We start from the raw sequence: 17522 nt of genomic DNA, 5'->3' as shown, positions 1-17522 counted from the left end.
GACCTAAGTCGAGGTTGCACCCTCGGTTCATGACCACCGACACCATGACCGGCTACGAGGATCTGCCGCGGCTGATCTCGTTGATGACCGGGGACGAGAAGCACCAAGCCGCCGCGGAGTCCACTGTGGACGTGCTATGGGTGCTCTACGATCGCGTGCTCGACATCACCCCCGAGACTTTCCGCGAGCCCGGCCGAGACCGCTTCATGCTGTCGAAGGGCCACGGCCCGATGGCCTACTACGCTGTCCTGACGAAGAAAGGCTTCATCCGCGAGGACGAACTCGCCGACTGGACCTCGGCGGAATCCCGGCTCGGGCACCATCCCGACCGGGCGAGGCTGTCCGGCGCCGAGATCGCCAGCGGGTCACTCGGGCACGGCCTGCCCTTGGCCATCGGCACCGTGTTCGGCCTGCGCGCCAAGGGATTCCGTGACGCCAAGGTCGTCACCCTGATCGGCGACGCGGAACTGGACGAGGGCTCCAATCAGGAGGCCATCGCGGTGGCGGGCCGGATCGGCATGCCGCAGCTGACCACCGTCGTCGTCGACAACTCTTCCGCCACCCACGGCTGGCCGGGCGGGATCGCGCGCCGGTTCGAGGTCGAGGGCTGGGAGACCCGCACGGTCGACGGCCGCGATCACGAAGCGCTCTACGAAGCCTTCACCGCACCCCATCCGGACCGGCCGCTCGCCGTGGTCGCGACCGTCGAGCGAAAGGGCTGAACCCATGGACATGCGTGAAACCTTCCTGTGCGCCGTCGCCGAGGTACTCGACGCCGACCCGAACGTCGCCATCGTGCTCGCCGACATCTCCGCGGCGCAGCTGGCCTTCGCCGCCCGCAAACATCCGGACCGCGTGCTCAACGTCGGCATCCGCGAGCAGCTGATGATGAGCACCGCCGGCGGGCTCGCGCTGGCCGGGATGCGCCCCATCGTCCACACCTTCTCGTCGTTCCTCGTGGAGCGGACGTTCGAGCAGGTCAAACTCGACCTCGGGCACCAGGACGTCGGTGCCGTGCTGGTGTCTTCCGGCGCGTCCTACGACATGCCGACCGCGGGACGGACGCACCAGGCGCCCGGAGACGTCGCCCTCATCGACACGCTGCCCGGGTGGACCGTGCACGTGCCGGGTCACCCCGAAGAAGCACGGCGGCTGCTGCTGGAGTCCATCCCGGGCGACGGTCGTGTCTATCTCCGGCTTTCCGCACAGGAGAACGCGAAACCGCATTTGGGCGCCGGGTTGCAGACGCTGCGCGAAGGCGGCCGAGGTGTCGTCGTGGCCGTCGGGCCGATGCTCGACAGGGCGATGGAGGCGACCACCGATCTCGACGTGACCGTGCTCTACACCTCGACGATCCGGCCGTTCGACGCCGCCGGTCTCCGCTCGGCCGTCGAGGCCACGGGCGCGGGCGACGTCGTGCTGATCGAGCCCTATCTCGCGGGGACTTCGGCGCATGTGGTGTCCGCCGCGTTGTCCGAAACGCCGCATCGCTTGCTGTCACTGGGTGTCCGGCGTGACGCCGAAGTGCGGATCTACGGCGAGATGGCCGACCACGATCTCGCGCACGGCCTCGACGCGGGGTCCATCGCCTTGTCGGTCAAGGAATTCCTCCGCTAGCGTCACCAGGATGACGAAGATCCGCCCGCTCGCGCTCGGGGTCATCCGCCGCGGCGAAGACCTCCTCGTGTTCGAAGGCCGCGACGAGGTGAAGGGGGAGACCTACCATCGCCCGCTCGGCGGCGGGATCGAGTTCGGGGAGACCGCCGCCGAGGCGCTGCACCGTGAGTTCCAGGAAGAACTCGCGGCGGAACTGACCGCTGTCGAGCAGATCGCGGTGCTGGAGAACGTCTACACCTTCGAAGGCAGGCCAGGGCACGAAATCGTGTTCCTGTTCACCGCCGACCTGACCGACAAAGCATTCTACGAACGCGACGAGGTCGGCGTGGTGCTCGACGAGGAGGGCACCCGTGTGCACTGGCTGCCGATGGCCGACGTGGTGAGCGGCAAGGCGATCCTGTATCCGGACGGACTCGCGGAACTCCTTTCAGCGCAGGAGTGAGCGCTGGGTCGGCGTGAGTTCCAGTCGCTGCGGCGGGCGTTCGAGTTCGCCCGAAAGCCCAGCGTCTGTCCGGTCGAGGACTTCCCGGTGCGCCTCCGTGTCCTCCGCGGACTTCGAGAACCAGACGAACACCGTCTCGTTCTCTCGGACGGGAAGACGAGGGAAGGTGTTCTCGGCGGGTTCGGTCTCGAAGTGGCCGAAGGTGTCCACACCGGCCTCCCGCAATGCTGGAGCCACGGAGTCCGCGAAGTACTTGGAGAACTCCTTGACCGGGCCCAGGGGATGGCAGACCGTCGCCACCACCCGTGAACCCGGTTCGCCGCCCGGAGCGGGGAATCCCGGCCCGGACGGCCGCAGCAGCAGGACGTCGGACGCGTCGATCATCGTCTCGTTCGCCGCCGGGCCGTGCTCGCGCCACACCGGTCCGTGGTAGAAGGACTCCAGCGCCGTCCGCCTGCTCTCCATGTCCCGGAATCCGCGGAGCCACACGAACCTGTCCGGCTCGGCGGGTTCACGGAACAGGCCGAACAGGTGCATGCCGCAGGCTTCCTGCGTTTCCACGAACTCGCGCTCGAAGAGTTCGATCAGCTCGTCCCGGCGGCCGTCGCGCAGGCTGTACCGGCGCAGCTCGACGACGGACTGGAACTCGGCGAAATCGGTCATGCGGCGGACTCTAGAGGTCCGCACCGACACTTTCCGGCGGCTCAGCGGAAGGCGGCGAGCCCGGTGACCGACTGGCCGATCGAGAGCGCGTGCATCTCTTCGGTGCCTTCGTAGGTCAGCACGGTTTCGAGGTTCGACATATGCCGCATCACCGGATACTCCAGCGAGATCCCGTTGGCGCCGAGCATGGTCCGCGCGGTCCTGGCGACCTCCAGCGCGGAGCGGACGTTGGCGAGTTTGCCGAAGCTGACGTGGTTGTGGTGCAGCGTTCCGGCGTCCTTGAGCCGTCCGATCCGCAGCGCGATCAGCCCGGCGCGGTTGACCTCGACGACGAGGTCGGCGAGTTTGCGCTGGGTGAGCTGGAATCCGGCCAGCGGTTTGCCGAACTGCTCGCGGCTCAGCGTGTATTCCAGCGCGGATTCGTAGCAGGAGCGGGCGGCGCCGACGACACCGAACAGGATCCCGTAGCGCGCTTCGTTCAGGCAGGACAGCGGTCCGCGCAGGCCCCTGACGTCCGGGAACGCCGCCGACTCCGGCAGGCGGACGCCGTCGAGGACGAGTTCCGCGGTCAGCGAGGCCCGCAGTGACAGCTTGTGCTTGACCTCGTTCGCGGTGAAGCCCGGCGTGTCCGTGGGGACGACGAAGCCGCGCACGCCCTCGTCGCTCTGCGCCCAGACGACCGCGACGTCGGCGACGGTTCCGTTGGTGATCCACATCTTCGTACCGTTCAGCACCCAGTCCGAGCCGTCGCGGACCGCGCGGGTCCGCATGCTGCCCGGGTCGCTGCCGGCGTCCGGTTCGGTGAGGCCGAAGCAGCCGAGCGCTTCACCGGCGGCCATCCGCGGGAGCCACTCCCGCCGGTGGTCCTCGGTGCCCCACTGGTGGATCGCGTACATCGCCAGCGAACCCTGCACCGAGACGAAGCTGCGAAGCCCGGAGTCGACGGCTTCCAGTTCGCGGCAGGCGATGCCGTAGGCGACCGCGCTGGTCCCGGCGCAGCCGTAACCCTCCAGGTGCATGCCGAGCAGTCCGAGCCTGCCGAAGCCCTTGGCGAGCTCGGCGGCGGGCAGCGCGCCCGATTCGTACCACTCCGCGACGTTCGGGAGGAGCTGGTCGTGCGCGTACGCGCGGACAGCGTCCCTCATGGCCCGGTCTTCCTCGGAGAGTTCGGCGTCGAGATCGAGGAAGTCGCGCGGATCCGGGCTGCTGCTCATGCGGTCACTCCTGGTCGGCTCGGGGGGTCACGACCCATGAAGAAAACCACACACAGGACCGGAGCCGGGTGTCAGAGATCGCGCCATCCGGTGGTGTTCGTCACCTGAACCGATGCTGTGACCGGACGGCTGGGAGCGGAGCGCTGCGTCTGAACCGGGATCAGCAGCTCCGCGAAGGTAGGGAAAGGCACGCTGTCGATGTCCTCTCGCCACGCGTGTAGCAAGCAGGTCAGTTCGTCGACGTCCTGCATCGTTCCTCCAGGAGTGCAGGCGGTCTCGCGCCGGCCTTTCACTCGGGGGCGTTAATACCCAGAAGAGTGAAGGTTGAAACAGGGAATCCGGAGAAAACCCGGTCCGCTAGCCTGGGCGTGTGGCTACTCCTCGTGTGGTGATCCTGGACTACGGGTCCGGCAATCTCCGGTCCGCCGAACGCGCTGTTCAGCGCGCCGGCGCGGACGTCGAGGTCACCTCCGACCCCCATGCCGCGCTCGACGCGGACGGCCTGGTCGTCCCCGGCGTCGGCGCCTTCTCCGCTTGCATGGAGGGGCTGCTGTCGGTGTCGGGGGAAAAGATCATCGGCAAGCGCCTCGCCGGCGGTCGTCCCGTGCTGGGTATCTGCGTCGGCATGCAGATCCTGTTCGAACGCGGTGTCGAGCACGGTGAAGAGGCCGCGGGCGCCGGTGAGTGGCCCGGCACGGTCGACAGGCTGGAGGCCGACGTCCTCCCCCACATGGGTTGGAACACCGTCCGCGCGCCGGAGGACTCACAATTGTTCGCCGGCCTCGACGCGGACACACGGTTCTACTTCGTGCACTCCTACGCCGCGCGGACCTGGGAACTGGACTCCGGCCTCGCCGGGCAGCAACCCAAGGTGACCTGGGCGAACCACGGCCAGGACTTCGTCGCCGCGGTCGAGAACGGGCCGCTGTGGGCGACGCAGTTCCACCCCGAGAAGTCCGGGGACGCCGGGGCGCACCTGCTGCGCAACTGGCTCGCGACCCTCGCTTAGAGTGGGCGCGTGACTTTCACGCTCCTTCCCGCCGTTGATGTGGCCGATGGCCAGGCCGTGCGACTCGTCCAGGGCGAGGCCGGCACCGAGACCTCCTATGGCAGCCCGCTGGAGGCGGCGCTCGCCTGGCAGCGTGATGGTGCGGAGTGGATCCATCTGGTGGACCTCGACGCCGCGTTCGGCAAGGGCTCCAACCGCGAACTGCTCGCCGAGGTCGTGGCGAAGCTGGACGTCCAGGTGGAGCTGTCCGGTGGCATCCGCGACGACGCCTCGCTGGAGGCCGCGCTGGCCACCGGCGCCCGCCGGGTCAACCTCGGCACCGCCGCGCTGGAGGACCCGGAGTGGACCGCGAAGGTCGTCTCCTCCTACGGCGACCGTGTCGCCATCGGGCTGGACGTGCGGATCACCGAGGCCGGGCACCGGCTGTCGGCCCGCGGCTGGACGCAGGACGGCGGTGACCTCTGGGAGGTCCTCGACCGGCTCGACCGTGACGGCGCGCAGCGCTACGTCGTCACCGACGTGAGCAAGGACGGCACCCTCCAGGGCCCGAACATCGACCTGCTCCGCGAGGTCGCCGCCCGCACCGACGCGCCCGTCATCGCCTCCGGCGGTGTGTCCAGTGTGGACGATCTTCGCGCGCTGGCCGCCCTGGCGCGTGACGGTGTCGAAGGTTCCATCGTCGGCAAGGCGCTCTACGCCGGGGCGTTCACCCTGCCCGAGGCGCTCGCGGCCGTCGCGAAGTTCTGAGCTTTACCTCCCGGGTAATCGACGCCACGCGCCTGCTCGGTCAGAATTCCTTCCAGGACAACGAAAACCTGGAGGACATCATGACCGCCTACGGAATCGCCCACCTTCGTCCCGCCGCTGTGCCGGCGGAAGAGGTCTTCGAGTACATGGAACGGATTCAGGCCACGCTGGACCCCTTCGGCGGCAAGTTCCTCGTGCACGGCGCCGACGCGCAGGTGCTGGAGGGGGAATGGCCGGGCGCGCTCGTGATGATCGAGTTCCCGAGCGTCGAGGTCGCGCGAGAGTGGTACGACTCGCCCGCGTACCAGGAGATCCTGCCGCTGCGGGCGGATCACATCCCTGGTGACCTGATCCTGGTCGAGGGGTGCGGACCGGATCACGACTCGGCGGCGATGGCGGCGGCCATGCGGGCGGCGCAGGCCGCTTGATTCGGGCCTCGTGAGTGGTAAGGACGGCTATCGGGGTAAGGCGAAGGTGTCCGGCAGTGACCGTGGGTCGTTTCCCGTGTCGTGAAGGGCGGCCCAGCGGCGGTAGCCGGCGTCACGTCCGGCCCCAGTGTCGCCAGGCAGGGCTACTCGGCCAGTTTGATCGCGATTCCCACGGTCCGGTCCTTCGGCCCCCGCAGCTTGCTGAAGAACATCGTCACCCGCCCGGTGATGCCGTACTTCCGCGCGATCGCCTTGCGCACGCGTTCGGTCGCCTCGAGGTCCAGCAGTCGCGCCTCGCCCGCGACGACGTCGCCGTGGGTGTTGTTGCCGCGGAAGTCGCAGGCCTGGACCTCGACCCGGCCGCTGTTGCGGATGCGCTTGACCTTGCCGGCCTTCCGCTCGGACCAGAGCACCAGTTCGCCGCCGTCGCCCGCCGCCCAGACCGGGGTCGGCACCGGGGCGCCGCTCTTGCGGAAGGTGGTCAGGACGACGTACTTCTCGGCGGCGATCCGCTCGAACTCCGATCCCATGTGGAGAGTCTAGATGAAGTGATTCCGTGAGGATCGCGTGAAGTGCGGCCCCGAGGGGGCCTTCACGACCTTGGCGATACGGACATCCTGAGCTTCACGGCACGAGGACCAGCTTGCCCCGGACGTGGCCCGCTTCGCTCTCGTCCTGGGCGGCGGCCGCTTCGGCGAGCGGGTAGACCCGGGCGATCGGCAGGTCGAGCTTGCCTTCGGCGGCGAGGGCGACGCCTTCGGCCAGTGCGCCGGGAACCTGCTCGCCCGGGCCGCCCGAAGTGAAGCGGACGCCGTGGTCGGCCGCGTCCGGCGCCGCGATGGTGACGACGCGCTTCGGGCCACCGGTGAGTTCGACCAGCGTCGCCAGCGAGCCGCGCCCGGAGGTGTCGAAGGACGCGTCGATGCCCTGCGGCGCGACGGCGCGTACACGGTCGGCGAGCCCTTCGCCGTACTGCACGGGCACTGCGCCCAGCGAGCGCAGGTACTCGTGGTTCGCTTCGCTCGCGGTACCCACGACGGTGAGCCCGCGCGCCACGGCCAGCTGGACGGCGATGGTGCCGACGCCGCCCGCCGCGCCGTCGATGAGCAGCGTCTCGCCCTCGGCGAGGTCCAGCAGGTTGAGCGCGCGGTAGGCGGTGCCGACGGCGACGGGCAGCGCGGCGGCCAGTTCCCAGGACAGCGCCCCGGGCTTGCGGGTCAGGCCCGCCGGATCCGCGAGCACGTACTCCGCGTATCCGCCGTTCCCCCGCCCGAGCACCTCGTCGCCGACGGCGAACGCGGACAAGCCCTCTCCGACGGCGTCCACCACGCCGGCGACGTCTCCACCGGGGACCGCGGGGAACGTCGACGGGTACACCTCGGCCATCAGGCCGGACCGGATCTTCCAGTCGATCGGGTTCACGCCCGCCGCGCGGACGGCGATCCTGACCTGGCCGGGGCCGGGTTCGGGAAGCTCCCGGACGAGGACCTTCAAAACCCCGGAGTCGCCGTATTCGGTGAACGCGATGGAGCGGTAGGTGTCCGTCATGCCGTCGACAACCCCTCCCGGCCGGTGCCTATTCCGGCGGCTTCCCGGCCCAGCTGTAGTCGCCTTGGCTGAGCTGGAGACTGTTCGCGACGTCGAGCAGGGCGGCCTGATCCCGCTTGCCCGAAACGGTGAGCCATCGGCCGCCGTCGAGCTGGACGGTGATCGCGCCGTGCTGCTGTCCGAGCGGCCCGGCCCGCTCCGGGAGATAGACACCGTCGAGCCCCCTGACCTTGAGGGGGACCGGTTCCGCCCCGTCCGGCACCGGCCGGTCGCCGCTGAGCGACGCCGTCACGACCGCCGCGGCGGTGGGCTGCCCGGCACGGGTGGCTTCCACTTCGGTCGCGGCCCCGTTGACCTTCACGGACGTCTTCACCCCCGACAACTCCAGATCGGCGGGCAGCCTGCCGAACCGCAGTTCACCCGAGACCCGGGCACGGCCGTCCGGGACCATCGCTTCGGCGATCCGCTCACCGACCGCGCGTGGCTCCGTCATGTCGGACAACGTCATGCTCAGCAGATAGACGTCGTCGGGGGACCAGGTCAGCATCGTCGACCCGGCGTGGAGTTCGGTCGCCATGCCGACCTTGCCGTGCACGATGATCTGGTTCGGCGCGGGTGCGATCGTCCACGGCGCGGACCGTTCACTCAGCGGCGTGATGAGCAAGTCGATCCGGCCGAGCCCCCCGCCGGCCCAAGACCTCGACAGCGGCGCGGGATAGGGCTTCCCGCCCCGGCTCACTTCCTGGAAGCCGTCGGGCAGCCAGCCGGGCTTGTACGGCAGCACCGACCAATCGGCGTTGCGCTGTGAGGCAGGGGGAACCGCGGTGTAGGCCCGCAGGCCCAGCGGCACGCCGAGCGCGATGATCGCGACCGCCGCCGCGACCAGCGCCAAAGCCATTTTCGGACGGCCGCGCGGCCGCTCTGCCAGCGCTTCGCGGATCTCGGCCCCGTCGGGCGCCCGCGTCGCCAGATGGTCGAGGCTCTCCCGGATCAGGTTCTCGGTGTTCTCATCACTCAGTCGGGTCATCTGCGGGCTCCCGTGGGCTGAACAGACGTGGACTGCCCGGTTTCCCGCAGCGTCGCGAGCGCGCGCGAGATCTGGCTGCGCACGGTCGACGTCGCGCAGCGGAGCACCGCGGCGATCTCCTCGTCGGAGTAGTTCTCGTAGTAACGGAGCACGATCGCGGCGCGCTGTTTACGCGGGAGCTTCGCGAGCCGGTGCAGCATCGCGTCGCGTTCGTCGTACTCGATGGCGTGATCGGAGACCGGCGGGCTCATCAGGTCGAGCACTTCCGGCGACGACGGCGTCACGCGGCGGACCGCCAGGCGCCGTCGCCACGACAGGTACTCGTTGGTCACCATCCGGCGGACGTACGTCGGGGGTGAGTCGATCTTCGGCCAGCGTTGCTGGGCACGCAGCAGCACCTCCTGGACGATGTCCTGCGCCAGATACGGATCGTCGGTCAAAACGGTCGCGTAGCGCAGGAGTCCGTCCAGGCGATCCGCGACGAACTCGTCGAAGGTCGCAGGCACGTGTTCCCCCTCAGCCGGTGGTCTCGCTCTAGTGACGCACGAGACCACCCGGCTGATGCATCGGGAGCGGAACTTTCCCGGTGAAGACGATCACCGCGGGGCGGTCTCCAGCCGGACGAAGGCGAAGCCTGTCGTCCGAGGATGCGGGGGACCATCTCGCCGAGCCACGTCGAGGTTCCCCTCCCGCGTCTCGGTCCTCCCCGCTTGTGCCATTCCGCGAGCTTAAGGAGCCCTTGACTACGCTTGCCCCCATGTCAGTCGCAGTCAGGGTCATCCCGTGTCTCGACGTCGACGCGGGCCGAGTGGTGAAGGGCGTCAACTTCGCCGACCTGCGCGACGCCGGCGACCCCGTCGAGCTCGCCCGTCTGTATGACGCCGAGGGCGCCGACGAGCTCACGTTCCTCGACGTCACGGCGTCCTCCGGGGACCGCGAGACCACCTTCGACGTGGTCCGCCGGACCGCGGAGCAGGTGTTCATCCCGCTCACCGTCGGCGGCGGCGTGCGCACGAACGACGACGTCAACCGGTTGCTGCGCACGGGCGCGGACAAGGTGAGCATCAACACCGCGGCCATCGCGCGGCCGGAGTTCCTGCGCGAGGCGTCGCGGCGGTTCGGCGCGCAGTGCGTCGTGCTGTCGGTGGACGCCCGGCGCGTTCCGGAGGGGACCGAACCGACCCCGTCCGGGTTCGAGGTGACCACGCACGGCGGCCGCCGCGGCACCGGGATCGACGCCGTCGAATGGGCCGCGCGCGGGGAAGAACTCGGCGTCGGCGAGATCCTGCTCAACTCGATGGACGCCGACGGCACCAAGAACGGCTTCGACCTCGAACTCCTGACCCGGGTGCGGAAGGCGGTCCGCGTCCCGGTGATCGCCAGCGGCGGCGCCGGCGCGCTCGAACACTTCCTGCCCGCCGTCGAGGCGGGCGCGGACGCGGTGCTCGCGGCCAGCGTGTTCCACTTCGGACAGTTGAAGATCGGTGAGGTCAAGAGCGCACTGCGCGCCGGGGGAGTCGTGGTCCGGTGATCATGGACAAGTGGAAGGCCGCCACCGAGGTCAAGGTGGTCTGCGCGCTGCTGCTCGGGCTCGGCCTCGGGTACGTCGGGATGGCCGTGATCCTGATGTTCGCGCCGTACTCCTCCGCACGGACGTTCCTGCTGCCGGTGACGTCGCTGGTGCTCGGCGGTCTCGTCGTGGCGGGACTGGTGCTGAGGATGTCTTCGGCGCGGTTCGCCGGTTTCGGCGTCAGCTTCCTGTTCGCGTTGCTGCACGCGCTGTCCATGCTGGCGGCGGAACTCTTCTGGGTGAAGATCGTCTCCGGGCTGCTGTTCGCCGGGTACATCTACGTGGCGGTCCTGCTCAACTCGATGCCGGTGAAACGGCACCTTCTCGGAGCCACTGATGACGCTTGATCCCGCTCTCTCGGACCGTTTGAAGCGCAACGCCGACGGGCTGATCGCCGCCGTCGTCGTCGAACACTCCACCTCGGACGTGCTGATGATGGCGTGGATGGACGACGAAGCCCTCGAACGCACCCTCACCACCCGCCGCGGGACCTACTATTCGCGCAGCCGCAAGGAACTGTGGGTCAAGGGCGAGACCTCCGGTCACGTCCAGCACGTGCGCGAGGTGCGGATCGACTGCGACGGCGATACCGTCCTGCTGCGCGTCGACCAGACCGGCCCGGCCTGCCACACCGGCACGCACACCTGTTTCGACACCGGCGATCGGCTGCTGCTGACCGACGGGAGCGAGTAGCGGCTGTGAGCGTCGTCGCCACCGTCCTGGTCGGGATCGTCGCCCTGATCCACCTGTACATCGTCGTGCTCGAGATGTTCCTGTGGACCACGCCGCGCGCCCGCGCCTCCTTCGGCACCACCGAGGAGTTCGCGAAGGAAAGCTCCGCGCTGGCGGCGAATCAGGGGCTGTACAACGGGTTTCTCGCCGCGGCCCTCATCTGGGGTCTGGTCGCGAGCGGCAGCACCGCCTGGCAGTTCAAGATCTTCGGACTCGCCTGCGTGATCGTGGCCGGGCTCTACGGGACGGCGACGGCGAGCAAGAAGATCTTCTTCGTCCAGGTGGTCCCCGGCACGCTGGCGCTGATCGCGGTCCTGCTCGCGGGCTGACGCCTGCTCACTTGCCCGCCCGAAGAGCGCCCGCGGTTGTCCTGGAGCGACAGGGGACTCGTTGTCCGGGGAAAGCCACTTTCCCCGGAAGCCTCGCCGCGCAGACGGTACCCGAAGAAGTGGCCGCACCTCTGATCGGAAGGTCCCCGTCTTCGTCGGCGGTGAGGGCACGGATCAGCCGCTGGAACCTGCTTGCTCGCGCGGCGACCTGTCGGAATCGTCCCGTGCCGGGCCGGTCGTTTCGCGTGTCTGGGTGGACGGCACCCGCCGCCGTCAGTCGATGTCGCCGGTCAGGTATCGCTGCACCGTCGGGGCGATCGCGGTCACCAAAGGTTCGATCTCGCTCGTCGCCATCGGCTCGAACTTCGCGACGTACCGCACCAGCCCCATCCCGACCAGCTGGGAGGCGCAGAGCGACGTCCGCAGTTCGACGCGGTCGGAGCCCAGCCCGGCGATGATCTTCGTGAAGAAGTTCTGGAAGAAACTGCGCAGCACCAGCGCGGCCTGCTCGTGCCCGGCGACACTGCGGACGAGCGCCTGGAAGACGTCGCCGCCCGCGCCGTCCCATCGGGTGAGGAAGGTCCGCACGATCCGGCGGCCGAACTCGTCGTCGGGGCCGTTCGTCAGTTCCGCGAGGAGTTCGTGCGGGTCGAACGGCAGTTTCAGCACGGCTTGGGCGAACAGCCCCTCCTTGCTGCCGAACCAGTGGTTGACCATCGCCGCGTCGACCCCGGCGCGGGTCGCGATCACGCGGACGGTCGCGCCGTCGAAGCCGCTCTCGCCGAACACCGCGCGGGCCGCTTCGAGCAGGGCGGTGCGGGTGTCCTGTCCACCGGGACGCCGCCCGCGGCGGCGCGCGGTAATGTCTTCACCAGCCATGGCGTCATCATGAACCGGCCCGGCGCAGAATTCAACAATCTTTGAATTCATCCCCCGTCCCCGCCCTCCCGATGGTTGCAGCACAATGAGCGACATGGTCAGCGCCGCACACGCCAGCCCGTCGGGGCTCGGCTCGGTCAGCCCTTCGCGCGACGAGTTCCGCGCGCTCGCCGAGGGCCGTCGCGTCATTCCCGTTGTCCGCCGCGTGCTCGCCGACGGCGAGACCCCCATCGGGGTCTACCGCAAGCTCGCCGCCGACCGGCCGGGGACGTTCCTGTTCGAATCCGCGGAGAACGGCGCTTCCTGGAGCCGATGGTCGTTCATCGGCGTCGACAGCCCCGCCTCGCTGACCGTGCGTGACGGCGAGGCCGTCTGGACCGGCACCCCGCCGGTCGGCCTGCCGACCGAGGGCGACCCGCTCACCGTGCTGCGCGAGACCGTCGCCGCGCTCCACACCGAGCAGCTGCCCGGAATGCCGCCGCTCACCGGCGGGATGGTCGGCTACATCGGCTACGACGCCGTCCGCTGGCTCGAACGGCTCCCCGAACTCGCCGAGCGCGACCTCGACATCCCCGAACTCACCATGCTCCTGGCGACCGACCTGGCCGCCTTCGATCACCACGAGGGCACGGTCACGCTGATCGCCAACGCGGTCAACTGGGACGACTCGGCCGAGCGCGTCGACGCCGCGTACGACGACGCCGTCGCGCGCCTCAACGCGATGACCAAGCAGTTGCACGTCGCGGCCCCGGCCACGGCGGCCGTCTTCGACCGGCCAGCGCCCGAGTTCACGCGCCGCCGGTCCAAGCCGGACTTCCACGCGGCCGTCGAGAAGGCCGTCGAGGCGATCAAGGCGGGCGAAGCGTTCCAGATCGTGCCGTCGCAACGGTTCGAGATCGAGACCCAGGCCGACGCGCTGGACGTCTACCGCGTGCTGCGCACGTCCAACCCGAGCCCGTACATGTACTTGCTGCGCCTGGACGGCTTCGACATCGTCGGATCCAGCCCGGAGTCGCTGGTCACCGTCCGGGACGGCCGCGCGACCACCCATCCGATCGCGGGCACCCGCTGGCGCGGCGCCGATCCGGAAGAGGACGCGCAGCTGGCCAAGGACCTGCTCGCGGACGAGAAGGAGCGCGCCGAGCACCTGATGCTCGTCGACCTCGGCCGCAACGACCTCGGCAAGGTCTGCAAGCCCGGCACCGTGCGCGTCGTCGACTTCTTCGACGTCGAGCGCTACAGCCACGTCATGCACATCGTCTCCACGGTCACCGGCGAACTCCTCGACGACAAGACGGCCTTCGACGCGGTCACCGCCTGCTTCCCGGCCGGGACGCTCTCAGGGGCGCCGAAGGTCCGCGCGATGCAGCTGATCGAGGAGCTGGAGCCGACCCGCAGGGCGCTCTACGGCGGCGTTGTCGGCTACCTCGACTTCGCCGGGGACGCCGACACCGCGATCGCCATCCGCACCGCGCTGATGAAGGACGGCGTCGCGTACGTCCAAGCCGGTGGGGGGGTGGTCGCCGACTCGGTGGCCGACTACGAGGACAACGAGTCGCTCAACAAGGCCCGCACCGTGCTGTCCGCCGTCGCGGCGGCGCAGACGATGATCGCGGCGGACGAACTCGACCCGGCGGGTGACGGTGCTCGTGTCTGAGGCCCCGGAAGACGCGGCCCCGACCGTCAAGAAGGCCAAGCGTCCACTGTGGATCGCCGTGGTCGGCCTGGTGCTGGGCGCGGTCGCGTTGTGGGGATCTTCTCAGCTGGTGTGGTTCGCGGAGTTCCGTGACGGCGGGGTGCGCGGCGCCGTGCAGTACACGGAAACCGGTTCAGAGCGTGCGGTTGCGCTGATTCCGCTCGCGCTGCTGGCGCTCGCCGGCACGGCGGGACTGATCGCCACCGGTGGCTGGCCGCGCCGGGTGCTCGGCGTGGTGCTCGCCGTGGCGGGCGTCGCCGCGGTGTGGGTCGGCGTGGTGGGCGGTTCGTTCGGCGGGTTCGCCGACGGGCTGCCGGTCGCCCAGATGCTGGGAGCCCGCGGTCTCGCGATCCTCGGGGGAATTCTCGTGACCGCCGGGGGGTTGGCAGCCATCAAGGGCGCGGGCCGGATGCCACGCCTCGGCGCGAAGTACGCGGCGCCGGGGACGAAGAAGCGGGCCGCGAAGGATCCGGAGACCGAGCTGTGGGAGGCGCTGTCCGAAGGCGAAGATCCCACCGCGACCCGGTGACGACAGCGGAATTCGCGGGTTCCGGAGATCTTTCCCGGCAAAGATGACACGGTTGGCATTCGGAGTAACGGACATACCCGGAACCAGGCCGTATTCGTGCGGGGGTTAGCATCGTTTCGGCGGGAAGGGGAAGGTTTTTGTGAGCGACCTTGCGAAGGAATCCGTGAGTACGACGGCCGGTGAGGACCTCCGGTGAGCGTGCTCGAAGACATCGTCGCCGGCGTCCGGGCCGATCTCGCCGAGCGCGAGGCGGTTCTGCCGTTCGACGAACTGAAGAAGCGCGCGACCCAGGTCGCGCCTCCCCGAGACGTGCTCGCGGCCCTGCGTGAGTCCGGGATCGGCGTCATCGCCGAGGTGAAGCGGCGCAGCCCGTCCAAGGGCGATCTGGCCGAGATCGCGGATCCGGCCGCGCTGGCGAAGGACTACGCCGACGGCGGTGCCCGGGTGATCAGCGTGCTGACCGAGCAGCGGCGGTTCGGCGGTTCGCTCGCCGACCTCGACGCTGTTCGCGCGGCGGTCGACATCCCGGTGCTGCGCAAGGACTTCATCGTCAGCCCGTACCAGGTCCACGAGGCAAGGCTGCACGGCGCGGACATGGTCCTGCTGATCGTGGCGGCGCTGGAGCAGAACGCCCTGATCGCGCTGCTGGACCGGGTCGAATCCCTCGGGATGACCGCGCTCGTCGAGATCCACAACGCCGAAGAGGCCGACAAGGCCCTCGAAGCAGGCGCGAAGGTGATCGGCGTCAACGCCCGCAACCTGCACACGCTCGAGGTCGACAGGGACGTCTTCTCGCGGCTGGCCCCCGGCCTGCCGATGGACGTCTTCAAGATCGCCGAGTCCGGTGTCCGCGGCCCTGGTGACCTGATGTCCTACGCGGGTCACGGCGCCGACGCCGTCCTCGTGGGTGAAGGGCTCGTCGCTTCCGGCGACCCGAAGGGCGCCCTGGTCAAGCTGGTCACCGCCGGATCACACCCCGCGTGCCCGAGGCCTTCTCGATGACCACTGAGTACCACGAAGAACCGCACGGCAAGCACGATCCGGACGGCCGGGGCTACTACGGCCCGTACGGCGGCCGGTTCATGCCCGAGGCCTTGATCGGCGTCGTCGACGAGGTCGCGGCCGAGTACGACAAGGCCAGGACCGATCCGGAGTTCGTCAACGAGTTCCGGCGCCTGCTGCGCGACTACGCCGGCCGTCCGTCGCTGCTCACCGAGGCCAAGCGCTTCGGTGAGCACGCCGGCGGCGCCAGGATCTTCCTCAAGCGCGAGGATCTGAACCACACCGGTTCGCACAAGATCAACAACGTGCTGGGCCAGGCGCTGCTCACCAAACGGATGGGCAAGAAGCGGGTCATCGCCGAGACCGGGGCCGGGCAGCACGGCGTGGCCACCGCCACCGCCTGCGCGCTGCTGGACCTGGAATGCGTCGTCTACATGGGCGAGGTCGACACCGAGCGGCAGGCGCTGAACGTGGCGCGTATGAAGCTGCTCGGCGCCGAGGTCATCCCGGTGAAGACCGGTTCCCGCACACTCAAGGACGCGATCAACGAGGCGCTGCGCGACTGGGTCACCAATGCCGAGGACACGCACTATCTGTTCGGCACGGCGGCGGGCCCGTACCCGTTCCCGATGATGGTGCGGAACTTCCACAAGATCATCGGCGAGGAGGCCCGCGTCCAGATCCTGGAGCAGGCCGGACGCCTGCCGGACGCCGTCGCGGCCTGCGTCGGCGGCGGATCGAACGCGATCGGGATCTTCCACGGCTTCATCGACGACCCGGAGGTCCGCCTCGTCGGTCTCGAGCCGGGTGGTGAGGGCATCGAGGGCAACCGCCACGGCGCCACGCTGACCAAGGGCACCCCCGGCAACCTGCACGGCGCGATGACGTACCTGCTGCAGGACGAGGACGGCCAGACCGTCGAGTCGCACTCGATCTCCGCGGGCCTGGACTACCCGGGCGTCGGCCCGGAGCATTCGTGGCTCAAGGACAGCGGCCGCGCCGAGTACCGGCCGGTCACCGACGCCGAGGCGATGGACGCCTTCAAGCTGCTTTCGCGGACCGAAGGCATCATCCCGGCGATCGAGTCGGCGCACGCGCTGGCCGGCGCGCTGGTGCTGGGCCGTGAACTCGGTCCCGAGGGGCTGATCATCGTGAACCTGTCCGGTCGTGGCGACAAGGACATGGACACCGCCGCGAAGTACTTCGGCCTGGTGGAGAACGCATGAGCGGGTTGTCCGACGTCTTCGCGAAGACGCGCGAGGAGGGCCGCGGCGCCCTGATCGGGTACCTGCCCGCCGGATTCCCCACGGTCGACGGGTCCAAGGACCTGCTGGCCGCGGTGGTGGACGGCGGTGCCGACCTGGTCGAGGTGGGCGTGCCCTACTCGGACCCGGTGATGGACGGCCCCACCATCCAGGCCGCTTCGGTGAGCGCGCTTTCCGGCGGTTTCAAGCTCAAGCACCTGTTCGAGGTCGTCGAGTCGGTGTCGTCGCGCGGCGGCAAGGCCGTGGTGATGACGTACTGGAACCCGGTGCACCGCTACGGCGTCGGCCGCTTCGCGCGGGATCTCGCCGCCGCGGGCGGACTCGGCATGATCACCCCGGACCTGATCCCGGACGAGGCCGACGAGTGGATGGCCGCGTCCGAGCAGCACGGTCTGGACCGGATCTTCCTGGTCGCACCGTCCTCCTCGGAGGAGCGGATCGCGAAAACCGTCGAGGCCTCTTCGGGCTTCGTGTACGCCACCGCGGTGATGGGTGTGACAGGCGCTCGTGACCAGGTCGGCGTGCACGCCGAAGACCTGGTCGCACGGGCCCGCGCGCATACGGATCTGCCGATCGGTGTCGGGCTGGGCGTTCGCTCCGGCGAGCAGGCGGCCCAGGTCGCCGGTTTCGCCGACGGTGTCATCGTCGGCTCGGCCTTGGTGACCGCCGCGGCGAGCGGACTCGACGCGGTTCGCGAGCTTTCGGCCGAACTGTCCGCTGGGGTACGGAAGACCGTCGCCCCCGCTTGATCTCTTGTCGCGTGAAGGCCCCCTTCCCTCGGCTGGTCACTCAAAACCATGGCCGAGGGAAGGGGGCCTTCACGCG

At 69.3% G+C, this 17522-nt stretch carries 23 protein-coding genes; 15 read left to right on the top strand and 8 right to left on the bottom strand.

The genetic code is table 11. The features are described 5' to 3' along the window. Positions 1-29 precede the first annotated feature (29 nt). The 3 genes from BS329_RS18240 to BS329_RS18230 are packed head-to-tail and all read left to right on the top strand — an operon-like array spanning position 30 to position 2059. Complete coding sequence (locus BS329_RS18240) at positions 30-722, top strand: thiamine pyrophosphate-dependent enzyme (protein ID WP_076162350.1); 693 nt, start codon at positions 30-32, stop codon at positions 720-722. A gap of 4 nt (positions 723-726) precedes the next feature. Then, on the top strand, positions 727-1617 hold the full coding sequence (locus BS329_RS18235; protein ID WP_076162348.1) for a transketolase family protein: 891 nt from the start codon (positions 727-729) through the stop codon (positions 1615-1617). A 10-nt stretch (positions 1618-1627) separates the two neighbouring features. Next, positions 1628-2059: an NUDIX hydrolase gene (locus BS329_RS18230; protein WP_076162346.1), complete on the top strand. Its 432-nt coding sequence runs from the start codon at positions 1628-1630 to the stop codon at positions 2057-2059. Here the strand turns inward: BS329_RS18230 and BS329_RS18225 are convergent. From BS329_RS18225 to BS329_RS18215, 3 genes are all read right to left on the bottom strand, one after another. After that, positions 2045-2722 carry an NIPSNAP family protein gene (locus BS329_RS18225; protein WP_076162344.1) on the bottom strand — a complete coding sequence of 226 codons (678 nt, stop codon included), beginning with the start codon at positions 2720-2722 and terminating at the stop codon, positions 2045-2047. The genes BS329_RS18230 and BS329_RS18225 overlap by 15 nt on opposite strands. 41 nt (positions 2723-2763) lie before the next feature. Beyond that, complete coding sequence (locus tag BS329_RS18220) at positions 2764-3936, bottom strand: acyl-CoA dehydrogenase family protein (RefSeq protein ID WP_076162342.1); 1173 nt, start codon at positions 3934-3936, stop codon at positions 2764-2766. 71 nt (positions 3937-4007) lie between these two features. Continuing rightward, the gene (locus BS329_RS18215) at positions 4008-4187 is read right to left on the bottom strand and encodes a hypothetical protein (RefSeq protein ID WP_076162340.1); all 180 of its coding nucleotides are present in this window, start codon (positions 4185-4187) and stop codon (positions 4008-4010) included. 134 nt (positions 4188-4321) lie between these two features. Between BS329_RS18215 and hisH the strand changes: the two genes are divergently transcribed. The 3 genes from hisH to BS329_RS18200 all read left to right on the top strand — a co-directional run bounded on the left by hisH (position 4322) and on the right by BS329_RS18200 (position 6120). Then, entirely contained in the window at positions 4322-4945 is a 624-nt protein-coding gene (gene hisH / locus BS329_RS18210; RefSeq protein ID WP_076162338.1) for an imidazole glycerol phosphate synthase subunit HisH, read from the top strand. Positions 4946-4954: 9 nt separating this feature from the next. Then, complete coding sequence (gene priA / locus BS329_RS18205; RefSeq protein ID WP_076162336.1) at positions 4955-5692, top strand: bifunctional 1-(5-phosphoribosyl)-5-((5-phosphoribosylamino)methylideneamino)imidazole-4-carboxamide isomerase/phosphoribosylanthranilate isomerase PriA; 738 nt, start codon at positions 4955-4957, stop codon at positions 5690-5692. A gap of 80 nt (positions 5693-5772) precedes the next feature. Next, entirely contained in the window at positions 5773-6120 is a 348-nt protein-coding gene (locus tag BS329_RS18200) for a DUF1330 domain-containing protein (RefSeq protein WP_076162334.1), read from the top strand. 143 nt (positions 6121-6263) lie between these two features. Here BS329_RS18200 and BS329_RS18195 read toward each other — a convergent pair whose 3' ends face one another. From BS329_RS18195 to BS329_RS18180, 4 genes are all read right to left on the bottom strand, one after another. Continuing rightward, positions 6264-6650 carry a PPOX class F420-dependent oxidoreductase gene (locus BS329_RS18195; RefSeq protein WP_076162332.1) on the bottom strand — a complete coding sequence of 129 codons (387 nt, stop codon included), beginning with the start codon at positions 6648-6650 and terminating at the stop codon, positions 6264-6266. 94 nt (positions 6651-6744) lie between these two features. Further along, a complete protein-coding gene (locus BS329_RS18190; RefSeq protein WP_076162330.1) occupies positions 6745-7668 on the bottom strand; it encodes an NADP-dependent oxidoreductase in 924 nt (307 codons plus the stop codon). Positions 7669-7696: 28 nt separating this feature from the next. Next, positions 7697-8695 carry a hypothetical protein gene (locus BS329_RS18185; protein ID WP_076162328.1) on the bottom strand — a complete coding sequence of 333 codons (999 nt, stop codon included), beginning with the start codon at positions 8693-8695 and terminating at the stop codon, positions 7697-7699. After that, positions 8692-9201 (bottom strand): RNA polymerase sigma factor, encoded by a 510-nt coding sequence (locus tag BS329_RS18180; protein ID WP_076162326.1) that lies wholly within the window; start codon positions 9199-9201, stop codon positions 8692-8694. Before BS329_RS18180 ends, BS329_RS18185 begins: the two co-directional genes overlap by 4 nt. A gap of 251 nt (positions 9202-9452) precedes the next feature. Between BS329_RS18180 and hisF the strand changes: the two genes are divergently transcribed. From hisF to BS329_RS18160, 4 genes are read left to right on the top strand one after another with little or no spacing between them, the layout of a single operon-like run. Then, positions 9453-10226 (top strand): imidazole glycerol phosphate synthase subunit HisF, encoded by a 774-nt coding sequence (gene hisF / locus BS329_RS18175; protein ID WP_076162324.1) that lies wholly within the window; start codon positions 9453-9455, stop codon positions 10224-10226. After that, the gene (locus tag BS329_RS18170; protein ID WP_084749911.1) at positions 10223-10612 is read left to right on the top strand and encodes a hypothetical protein; all 390 of its coding nucleotides are present in this window, start codon (positions 10223-10225) and stop codon (positions 10610-10612) included. The genes hisF and BS329_RS18170 overlap by 4 nt, the downstream gene beginning before the upstream one ends. Then, entirely contained in the window at positions 10602-10958 is a 357-nt protein-coding gene (gene hisI, locus BS329_RS18165; protein ID WP_076162322.1) for a phosphoribosyl-AMP cyclohydrolase, read from the top strand. The genes BS329_RS18170 and hisI overlap by 11 nt, the downstream gene beginning before the upstream one ends. Positions 10959-10963: 5 nt before the next feature. Further along, entirely contained in the window at positions 10964-11326 is a 363-nt protein-coding gene (locus BS329_RS18160) for a DUF1304 domain-containing protein (protein ID WP_076162320.1), read from the top strand. Positions 11327-11599: 273 nt separating this feature from the next. Here the strand turns inward: BS329_RS18160 and BS329_RS18155 are convergent, their stop codons facing one another. After that, on the bottom strand, positions 11600-12205 hold the full coding sequence (locus BS329_RS18155) for a TetR/AcrR family transcriptional regulator (protein WP_076162318.1): 606 nt from the start codon (positions 12203-12205) through the stop codon (positions 11600-11602). Between the two features lie 94 nt (positions 12206-12299). Here BS329_RS18155 and BS329_RS18150 point away from each other — a divergent pair, with 94 nt between their 5' ends. The 5 genes from BS329_RS18150 to trpA all read left to right on the top strand — a co-directional run bounded on the left by BS329_RS18150 (position 12300) and on the right by trpA (position 17446). Further along, on the top strand, positions 12300-13862 hold the full coding sequence (locus tag BS329_RS18150; protein WP_076162798.1) for an anthranilate synthase component I: 1563 nt from the start codon (positions 12300-12302) through the stop codon (positions 13860-13862). Further along, entirely contained in the window at positions 13855-14430 is a 576-nt protein-coding gene (locus BS329_RS18145; protein WP_084749967.1) for a Trp biosynthesis-associated membrane protein, read from the top strand. Before BS329_RS18150 ends, BS329_RS18145 begins: the two co-directional genes overlap by 8 nt. Before the next feature lie 192 nt (positions 14431-14622). Beyond that, complete coding sequence (gene trpC / locus BS329_RS18140) at positions 14623-15432, top strand: indole-3-glycerol phosphate synthase TrpC (protein ID WP_076162316.1); 810 nt, start codon at positions 14623-14625, stop codon at positions 15430-15432. Next, complete coding sequence (trpB, locus tag BS329_RS18135) at positions 15429-16658, top strand: tryptophan synthase subunit beta (RefSeq protein ID WP_143253107.1); 1230 nt, start codon at positions 15429-15431, stop codon at positions 16656-16658. The genes trpC and trpB overlap by 4 nt, the downstream gene beginning before the upstream one ends. Then, positions 16655-17446 (top strand): tryptophan synthase subunit alpha, encoded by a 792-nt coding sequence (gene trpA, locus BS329_RS18130; protein ID WP_076162312.1) that lies wholly within the window; start codon positions 16655-16657, stop codon positions 17444-17446. Before trpB ends, trpA begins: the two co-directional genes overlap by 4 nt. Positions 17447-17522: the final 76 nt, after the last annotated feature.

Origin of the sequence: Amycolatopsis coloradensis (genome assembly GCF_001953865.1) — a bacterium.
Lineage (GTDB): Bacteria > Actinomycetota > Actinomycetes > Mycobacteriales > Pseudonocardiaceae > Amycolatopsis > Amycolatopsis coloradensis.
The sequence above is the reverse complement of the archived record's forward strand: the minus strand, read 5'-3'. Positions and strand labels throughout refer to the sequence as shown.